Source organism: Acidimicrobiales bacterium (genome assembly GCA_036270875.1).
GTDB lineage: Bacteria > Actinomycetota > Acidimicrobiia > Acidimicrobiales > AC-9 > AC-9.
In genome coordinates this window covers 1-8,548 of sequence record DATBBR010000095.1, presented here as the reverse complement: position 1 = coordinate 8,548, position 8,548 = coordinate 1, and the positions used below count along the sequence as shown (strand labels likewise).

The following is an 8,548-nucleotide window of genomic DNA, read 5'->3' as shown; positions in this document are numbered from 1 at the left end:
TCGGTCGTGCTTGCTTGACGAGCATCGCCGTCGCTCCCGACCACGTGCACGGCGACCAGCGGCGCCTTCACCCGGGCGGCAATCCGCGCCGCCCGTCTGATGACGGACGCGTTCCCCGGTGCGCCGGTGACGGCGACCATGATGCGTTCCGTCGTCTCCCAAAGCTCCCCCGCCGCGCCGCGTGAGCGAAGGTATTCGAGCAGTTCCTCCTCCGTCTCGTCCGCCACGAACCGCAGTGACAACTCCCGCAACGCAACGAGGTTTTCCGCTCGGAAGAACCCGTTGAGCGCCGAGGGCACCTTGTCGGACGGATAGATGTTGCCGTGGAGCATGCTCCGGCGGAGTTGATCGGCCGAGGAGTCGATGAGCTCTATCTGGTCCGCCTTGCGCACCACCCAGTCCGGCACTCGCTCGCGGACGCTGACGCCTGTGATCCGCTCGACAGGGTCGGCGATCGACTCCAGGTGCTGGATGTTCACCGTAGTGATGACTGCGATCCCGGCATCGAGGATTTCGAGCACGTCCTCCCATCGCTTCTCGTGGCGCCCCGCGCCAGGCACATTGGTATGCGCAAGTTCGTCGATGAGGGTGACCTCGGGCCGACGAGCGAGAACCGCGTCCAGATCCATCTCCTCCCAGACAGAGCCGCGGTATTCGACTGTTTTGCGAGCAACAACCGGCAAGTCACGCAACTGTTGGATCGTGTAGAGACGCTTGTGAGTCTCCACGAAACCCACGACGACGTCGGCGCCACGCTGGAACCTGCGCCATCCCTCGTCGAGCATGGCGCAGGTCTTGCCGACGCCGGCCGCCGCTCCGAGGTACACGCGGAAACGCCCGGTCGGCTTTACCCCTTCGTCTTCAGCGTTTGCGCTCATCGCACCTCGCAGGGGCCGGCCGCGCCGGCTCGTCGGTACACTTCGATTTGCGGCGAGATGCCGACAAAAGGGAAGCAGTGACACACGTGAGGCACGGCAGACCGGCTACCAGGGGAACGTACCAGCGCATCCTGGTCGGCACCGTCGCCACCCTTGCCTCGCTCGGTGTGCTGCTCGCCATCCTCGTGCCGTTCCGGTCGCATCTGAGCACGGCCATTCCGGCGCTGATCTTCGTCCTCCCGGCGGTCGTCGGCGTCGTCATCGGCGGCTTCTGGGTCGGCGTCGTCGGGGCCGGAGCCGGATTCTTGGCCTACGACTTCTTCTTCCTTCCGCCTTTCGACACGCTGACCGTCCGTTCGGACCAGAACTGGATCGCGCTCGTCGTGTATCTCGCCGTCGTGCTGATCGTGGGCCAGGTTGTCGCCCAGCTGCGCGCCGCCCGCGAGGTGGCGCTGCGGCGGACCGAGGAATCCGAACGCCTGTACGAGTTGTCCCAGGCGCTGATCGGTGACCTGGCGCTGCCGCAGCTGCTCACGCACATCGCGGACACGGTGCAAGGGGTCTTCGAGCCACGATGGACGGCGCTGGTGTTGCCGGCCGGGGACCACGACGACCCGGTTCCGGGCGAACGACTCGAGGTGGCGGCAACGGCGGGGCAGCCGCTGTCCGATGCCGACATCGTGTCCGTGACGTCGGCCCAGGGCGGGACGCGCTCGATCGGGCTCGTCGGCGACACTGGCCCTCGCAAGGTCTCGGTCGCCTTGGCCGTCAACGAGCGACCGGTCGGCATGCTCGTGTTGCAAGACGTCGCGCTGGAAGACATCGAGCGGAACCTGCTCGGGACGTTCGTCAACCAGGCGGCCCTGGCGGTGGACCGGGCGCGCCTGCGTGAGCAGGTCCTGCGGACGCGCCTGCTCGAGGAGATCGACCGGTGGCGGAGTGCGCTGTTGGGAGCGGCCTCGCACGACCTGCGCACGCCGCTGGCCGCGGTGAAGACGGCCGTCTCCAGCCTTCGCCAGGCGGACGCCCGGCTGAGCTCGCAGGACCGGGCCGAATTGCTCGAGCTGATCGAGCAGCAGTCGGACCGGCTGGCGCGCCTCGTAACCAACCTGTTGGACATGACGCGGATCGAGGCTGGCGCCCTCGAGATCAGACCGACCGTGATGCCGCTCGACGAACTGGTCGACGAGGCCCTCGGCAACCTCGGCGGCCTCGTCGCACGCGAACGGGTGCGGGTGAAGGCGCCACCGGACCTCCCGATGTTGCGCATCGACCACGTGCTGATCAGCCAGGTCCTGGCCAACCTGCTCGACAACGCCGAGCGCGTGGCGCCGAGCGGAAGCGTCATCGAGATTGCGGCAAGGGTGGCGCCCGGCACTCGCGACCACGTCGAGATCGCGGTGACCGACGAGGGACCGGGTATCGCACCTGGCGAGCGCGAACGCGTCTTCGAGATGTTCAGCCAGGACGGCCGCGGCGGGCGCGCCGGCCTGGGACTCGCCATCGCGAAGGCGTTCGTCGAGGCGCACGGCGGTCTCATCTGGATCGATCCCGACGTGGGCAGGGGGGCGCGTATCGTCTTCACCGCTCCCGGCAACGCGCTCGTCGCGGCGTCGGCCTGAGGCCACACCATGTCCAAGTTCCTCCTCGTCGACGACGACCCCTCGCTGCTCAAGGCACTGCGCATCGGGCTGACGGCCCGTGGTGACGAGGTCCTGACCGCGCACACCGGCACGGAGGCGCTGCACCAGGTCGCCCTGGCCACGCCCGACCTGGTGATCCTGGACCTCGGGCTGCCCGACTTGGACGGGATCGAGGTGTGCCGTCGGATCCGCACCTTCTCGGGCGTCCCGATCGTCGTGCTCTCCGCCTACGGCGACGAGCGGCGCAAGGTCGAGGCTCTCGACAGTGGCGCCGACGACTTCGTCACCAAGCCCTTCGGCATGGCCGAGCTCGAGGCTCGCCTCCGCGTCGCCCTGCGCCACGGCGCGCGCCACGCGGACGGCGCCGAGGCGTCGCCGGAACTCGACGTCGGTGGTCTGCACATCGACCTGGTCCACCACATGGCGACGCTCGACGGCAACGCGCTGCAGCTGACGGCCAAGGAGTTCGAGCTGCTCGCCTATCTGGCCCGGCACGCCGGCAAGGTGTGCACCCACCACATGATCCTCAAGGACGTGTGGGGGCCCGGCTACGGCGTCGAGTCGAACTACGTGCGCGTCTACACGCACCGGCTGCGCAAGAAGCTCGGCGACGAAACCGGCACCATGCTCAAGACGATCCCCGGCATCGGCTACCAGCTGATCGGCGAAGGAGCCCCGACGACGTCTCATTCGGCCGGCGCCAAGCAGTAGAGCGGGTTCAACATCACGAGCGCCCCGCGTTCGGACCCCGGGGTGCCATAGGCGACCATGTGCAGGCCGGGGACAAGCCCGGGCACGTGGCTCCGGCCCAGGAAGCGCAACACGATGACGCCCGTGCGGTCGTCGAGCTCGGCCTCGGTGCGGACGTAGGGCCGCCCATAGGAGGTCGCGGAGCGGACCTCGCCCATCACGGTCGCGCGTCGGCGTGGCACCAGCGACCCGATGGCGGTCACGCTCACGGGTGCTCGAGCTTGGCCAGCCCCTCGTTGAGCTGCAGGACGTTGACGAAGGGCGAGCCGAGGAAGCCGAGCTGCCTGCCCTGGGCCTCCCGCGTGATCAGGCTCTGCAGCTGCGCCGAGGACACGCCGGTGGCGCGCGCCACCATCGGGATCTCGGCGGTGGCGTCCTGCGGCGTGATGTCGGGGTCGATGCCGCTGCCCGAGGTGGTCACCAAGTCAGACGTCGGGTTGACACCGCGGGCGTGCCAGTACTCATTCAGGTGCTTCGTGTAGGTGACCAGCTCCTGCGAACGCGGGCCGAGGTTGGTCGCGCCCGATTCGCCGGCCGCACCGTTGGCGACCAGCGGGTCGTCGCCCGGGTGGCCGGCCGGGTTGTCCCCCTTGTATTTGCCGGTGTCGCTATAGGGTCCGAGGTTGTCGGGCCGGCCTTGGAACACACAGCTGCCCGGCAGGTGCCCGGGACATTTGGTCTGGGACCAGTCCTGGCCGATCAGGTTGGAGCCGTTGGCCGTGATGGAACCATTGGCCTGGCCCTTGAAGAAGGCCTGGGAGAGGCCGACGCCCAGCAGCGGGTAGGCGAGGCCGAACAGCACCAGGCAGATGATCACCATGACGGCGGAGCGGCGGAGTTGGGTGAGCACGATCAGACCTCCTCAGTACCAGTGCACCGCGGTGAGGAACAGGTCGATCAACTTGATGACGATGAACGGCGTGATGATGCCGCCGACGCCGTAGATCCACACGTTGCGCCGCAAGATCGCGGCCGCGCCCGATGGCCGCCACTTGACGCCGCGCAGGGCGAGAGGGATCAACGCCACGATGACGAGCGCGTTGAAGATGACGGCGGACAGGACGGCCGAATCCGCGTTGTGCAGGTGCAAGATGTTGAGCGCGTTCAGCTGCGGGTAGGTGACGACGAAGAGGGCCGGGATGATGGCGAAGTACTTCGCCACGTCGTTCGCGATGGAGAACGTGGTGAGCGAGCCCCGGGTGATGAGCAGCTGCTTGCCGATCTCGACGACGTCGATCAGCTTCGTCGGGTTCGAGTCGAGGTCGACCATGTTGCCGGCCTCCTTGGCCGCGGTCGTCCCCGTGTTCATGGCCACACCGACGTCGGCCTGGGCCAGGGCGGGCGCATCGTTGGTCCCGTCCCCCGTCATGGCCACGAGCTTGCCCCCCTCCTGTTCGGCCCTGATCAGCTCCATCTTGTTCTCGGGCGTGGCCTCGGCCAGGAAGTCGTCGACGCCGGCCTCCTGCGCGATGGCCGCCGCGGTGAGCGGGTTGTCACCGGTGATCATGACGGTGCGGATGCCGGCGGCGCGCAGTTCGGCGAAGCGCTCCTTGATGCCGGTCTTGACCACGTCCTTGAGCTCGATGACCCCGAGGACGTTCGGGCCGTCGGCCACCACGAGCGGGGTCGAGCCGGCCCGGGCGATGCGGTCGACGATCTCGCCGAGGCCCTCTGGCGGCGTGCCGCGCTGCTCGACCACCCAATTGCGCACCGCCTCGGCCGCACCCTTGCGGATCTGGCGGCCGTCGACGTTGAGGCCCGACATCCGGGTCGTGGCCGAGAACGGCACGAACTCGTGCGGGCCGGCCAGGTCGCGCTCGCGGATGTTGAAGCGCTCCTTGGCCAGCACGACGATGGAGCGCCCCTCGGGTGTCTCGTCAGCGAGCGAGGCCAGCTGGGCGGCGTCGGCCACTTCCTCCTCGCTGTGGCCACCGACGGGGAAGAAGCCCGACGCCATGCGGTTGCCGAGCGTGATGGTGCCGGTCTTGTCGAGCAACAGGGTCTGCACGTCGCCGGCCGCCTCGACCGCCCGGCCGCTCATGGCGAGCACGTTGCGCTGGACGAGGCGGTCCATCCCGGCGATGCCGATGGCCGAGAGCAGCGCCCCGATCGTCGTCGGGATGAGGCAGACGAGGAGCGAGACCAAGACGACGACCGAGACCGTCGCGCCGGCGTAATGGCCGAACGGCTGGAGCACGACGACAACCGGGAGGAAGATGATCGTCAGCACGGCGAGCAGGATGGTCAGGGCGATCTCGTTGGGCGTCTTCTGGCGGTTGGCCCCCTCGACGAGGGAGATCATGCGGTCGAGGAAGGTGTGACCCGGCTCGGCCGTGATCGCAACGACGATGCGGTCGGACAATACGGTCGTGCCGCCCGTGACGGCGGAGCGGTCACCGCCGGACTCGCGGATGACCGGGGCCGATTCACCGGTGATGGCCGACTCGTCGACGGAGGCGACTCCCTCGATGATCTCGCCGTCGGAGGGGATGACGTCGCCCGCCTCGCACACGACGCGGTCGCCCAGGCGCAGCGACGCGGCGGGGACGACCTCCTCGGTCCCGTCCGCATTGAGGCGCCGCGCCACGGTTTCCGAGCGCATGCGGCGCAAGGCCACGGCCTGAGCCTTGCCCCGGCCCTCCGCCATCGCCTCGGCGAAGTTCGCGAACAGCACGGTCAGGAACAGCCAGGCGGTGATCGACCAGTTGAAGAGGTCGGAGTGCGACACCGACTCGATGAACGTGATCACCGAGCCGATGAGCACGACGAACATGACGGGGTTCCTGACCTGTACCCGCGGGTCGAGCTTGGTGAAGGAGCCTACGACCGACTCGCGCAGGATCTCGCGGTCGAACAGGCCGCGTGTCTCGGCCACGCCGTGGGGTGCCGGCGATTGCTGTGGCGTCGGGGCGGCAGTTGCGGTGAGGGTCATCAGAAGAACTTTCCGTGACTGAGCTGTTCGACGACGGGGCCGAGAGAGACGGCAGGGAAGAACGTGAGGCCGCCGACGATGATGATCACGCCGATCAGCAACCCGACGAACATGGGGTTGTCGGTCCGGAAGGTGCCGGCGCCCGCGGCCACCACGTTCTTGGCTGCCAACACCCCACCGAGGGCGATGGCCGGGATCAGGATGCCGAAGCGCCCTATGAGCATGTCGATGCCGCCGATGACGTTGTAGAAGGTCGTGTTGCCGGTGAGGCCACCGAAGGCCGACCCGTTGTTGTTGCCCTGCGAGGTGAGGGCGTAGAGGATCTCGGAGAAGCCGTGGGGACCCGAATTGAGCGGGCCGGCCCGGCCGGCATGGAGGGACACCGCGATGCCGGTGAGGATCAGCACGGTCATCGGCATGATCAGGGTCCCGAGACCGGCGAGTTTGACTTCGGTGGCCTGGATCTTCTTGCCCAGGTACTCCGGTGTCCGCCCCACCATCAGCCCGCCGATGAAGACGGCCAAGATGGCGTAGATGAGGATGGTGTAAAGGCCACTGCCGACGCCGCCGGGGGTGACCTCGCCGATCATCATGCCGGTGAGCAGCGCCCCCCCGCCGACCGGGCTGAACGAGTCGTAGGCGGAGTTGGCCGAACCGGTCGACGTCTGGGTCGAGGCGATCCCGAACAGCGCCGAGGAGGGCACGCCGAAGCGCACCTCCTTGCCCACGGTGTTGCCCGTCGGTTGATGCAAGAGCCCGGCCTGCTGCACCGCCGGGTTCGGTTGGTGCTCGGCCACCGTGGCGATGGCGGTCCAGGCGCCGAACAGGATGACCATCGCGGTGAGGATGGCGACACCTTGGCGGATCGAACCGACCATTTTGCCGAAGACGTAGGTCAGGCAGACCGGGATGAGCAACAGGAGGTAGATGCTGAGCCAGTTGGTCAGCGGCGTCGGGTTCTCGAAGGGATGCGCCGAGTTGGCGTTGAAGAAGCCGCCGCCGTTGGTGCCGAGCTGTTTGATGACCTCCATGAACCCGGTGGGACCCAGGGCAATGGTCTGGGAGACGCCGTTGAGGGCATTGTGGATGTGCACCGGGCCCGACAGGGTCTGCACGGCGCCCTGGCCGACGAAGATGATGCCGGCGACGACGGCGATCGGCAGCAGCACGTAGAGCAGCGCGCGGGTGATGTCCACCCAGAAGTTGCCGACAGTGGGCGAACTCTTCTTGGTGAAGCCCCGGATGATGACCAGGGCGGCGCCGATGCCCACGGCGGGTGTCACGAACTGCTGCACCGTGAGCGCGCACATCTGCGACAGGTACGACAGTGTCTCCTCGCCGCCGTAGTTCTGCCAGTTGGTGTTGGTGACGAACGAAGAGGCGGTGTTCCACGACAGGCCCGGTCCGACGGCGCCGAAGTGCTGGGGGTTGAGCGGGAGCGACCCCTGCAGGCGGAGGATGGCGTAGGTGAGGGCGAAGGAGAGGCCCGAGAAGATGACGACGGACCCCGCGTAGCGCTTCCAGGACTGCTCGCGGTCCGGACTCGTGCCGAGGAGCCGGTAGATCGGCCGCTCGATGAAGGACAGGAACCTGATCCGGCCCTCGAAGACGCCGACCATGTAGCCGCCGAGGAAGCGCCACGACAGTCCCAGCGCCACGACCAGCGTCAGGATCGTCCAGAAGTAACCCATTCAGCTCAGAACCATTCGGGCTTGAACATGGCGACGCCCAGGTAGATGAACACCAGGATCGACACCCCGAGCAGGAGGCCCTGGACCGCGGTCACACCCGCTCCAAACACCAGATGTAGGCGAGGAACACCGCGACGAAGGCGATGAAGCTCACGATTGCCAGGAAGTCGGCCATGACGCCACTGTCGTGGCAAGGATGTGAACCCGATGTCAACGCGACGAGGACGTCCCTTAACAAATCGTCAACGGCCGCCCCGCTGCCTAAGGTGAGGCCGTCGGCTGATCGAAAGTGGGGTGGACGATGACGCTGGACCTGGAGGGATGCCGCACGCTGGTGACGGGTGGCTCGTCCGGCATCGGGGCCGGCCTGGCCGAGGCGCTGGCCGAGCGGGGCGCGGTGGTGGGCATCTGCGCCCGCCGCGCCGACCGCCTGTCCGAAGTGGTGGGCCGCTGCATGAAGCACTCACCCGACAGCCGGATGTGGGTCGTCAACCTGGCCGACATCAACGCGGTCGACCAGCTGGCCATCGACGTGGTGGACGCCTTCGGCGGCGTCGACCTCCTCATCAACAACGCGGGCATCCCGAAGCGCCGGCACGTGACGGCGCTCGACATCGACACGATCACGGCCGTGATGCACGTCAATTACCTCTC

Annotated in this window: 10 protein-coding genes; 3 read left to right on the top strand and 7 right to left on the bottom strand. The window is 67.7% G+C overall.

The features are described 5' to 3' along the window. A partial coding sequence (locus VH112_10615) for a histidine kinase (protein HEX4540686.1) occupies positions 1–878 on the bottom strand: 878 nt, incomplete at its 3' end. A gap of 86 nt (positions 879–964) precedes the next feature. On the opposite strand from VH112_10615, the gene VH112_10610 reads away from it, so the two are divergent. Together VH112_10610 and VH112_10605 are read left to right on the top strand one after the other, a co-directional pair. After that, positions 965–2,500: an ATP-binding protein gene (locus tag VH112_10610; protein ID HEX4540685.1), complete on the top strand. Its 1,536-nt coding sequence runs from the start codon at positions 965–967 to the stop codon at positions 2,498–2,500. Positions 2,501–2,509: 9 nt separating this feature from the next. After that, complete coding sequence (locus VH112_10605; GenBank protein HEX4540684.1) at positions 2,510–3,232, top strand: response regulator transcription factor; 723 nt, start codon at positions 2,510–2,512, stop codon at positions 3,230–3,232. Here the strand turns inward: VH112_10605 and VH112_10600 are convergent. From VH112_10600 to VH112_10575, 6 genes are read right to left on the bottom strand one after another with little or no spacing between them, the layout of a single operon-like run. After that, positions 3,208–3,480, bottom strand: coding sequence for an OB-fold nucleic acid binding domain-containing protein (locus VH112_10600; protein ID HEX4540683.1), 273 nt, complete (start codon positions 3,478–3,480; stop codon positions 3,208–3,210). The two genes, VH112_10605 and VH112_10600, sit on opposite strands and share 25 nt — an antisense overlap. Then, positions 3,477–4,121: a potassium-transporting ATPase subunit C gene (locus tag VH112_10595; protein HEX4540682.1), complete on the bottom strand. Its 645-nt coding sequence runs from the start codon at positions 4,119–4,121 to the stop codon at positions 3,477–3,479. Before VH112_10595 ends, VH112_10600 begins: the two co-directional genes overlap by 4 nt. A 12-nt stretch (positions 4,122–4,133) precedes the next feature. Continuing rightward, on the bottom strand, positions 4,134–6,203 hold the full coding sequence (gene kdpB / locus VH112_10590; GenBank protein ID HEX4540681.1) for a potassium-transporting ATPase subunit KdpB: 2,070 nt from the start codon (positions 6,201–6,203) through the stop codon (positions 4,134–4,136). Continuing rightward, positions 6,203–7,894 carry a potassium-transporting ATPase subunit KdpA gene (gene kdpA, locus VH112_10585; GenBank protein ID HEX4540680.1) on the bottom strand — a complete coding sequence of 564 codons (1,692 nt, stop codon included), beginning with the start codon at positions 7,892–7,894 and terminating at the stop codon, positions 6,203–6,205. Before kdpA ends, kdpB begins: the two co-directional genes overlap by 1 nt. Positions 7,895–7,899: 5 nt before the next feature. After that, positions 7,900–7,989: a potassium-transporting ATPase subunit F gene (locus VH112_10580; GenBank protein HEX4540679.1), complete on the bottom strand. Its 90-nt coding sequence runs from the start codon at positions 7,987–7,989 to the stop codon at positions 7,900–7,902. Further along, positions 7,986–8,108, bottom strand: a complete 123-nt coding sequence (locus VH112_10575; GenBank protein ID HEX4540678.1) for a hypothetical protein — start codon at positions 8,106–8,108, stop codon at positions 7,986–7,988. The genes VH112_10580 and VH112_10575 overlap by 4 nt, the downstream gene beginning before the upstream one ends. A gap of 87 nt (positions 8,109–8,195) precedes the next feature. On the opposite strand from VH112_10575, the gene VH112_10570 reads away from it, so the two are divergent. Continuing rightward, on the top strand, positions 8,196–8,548 hold a 353-nt coding region (locus VH112_10570), incomplete at its 3' end, for an SDR family NAD(P)-dependent oxidoreductase (GenBank protein HEX4540677.1).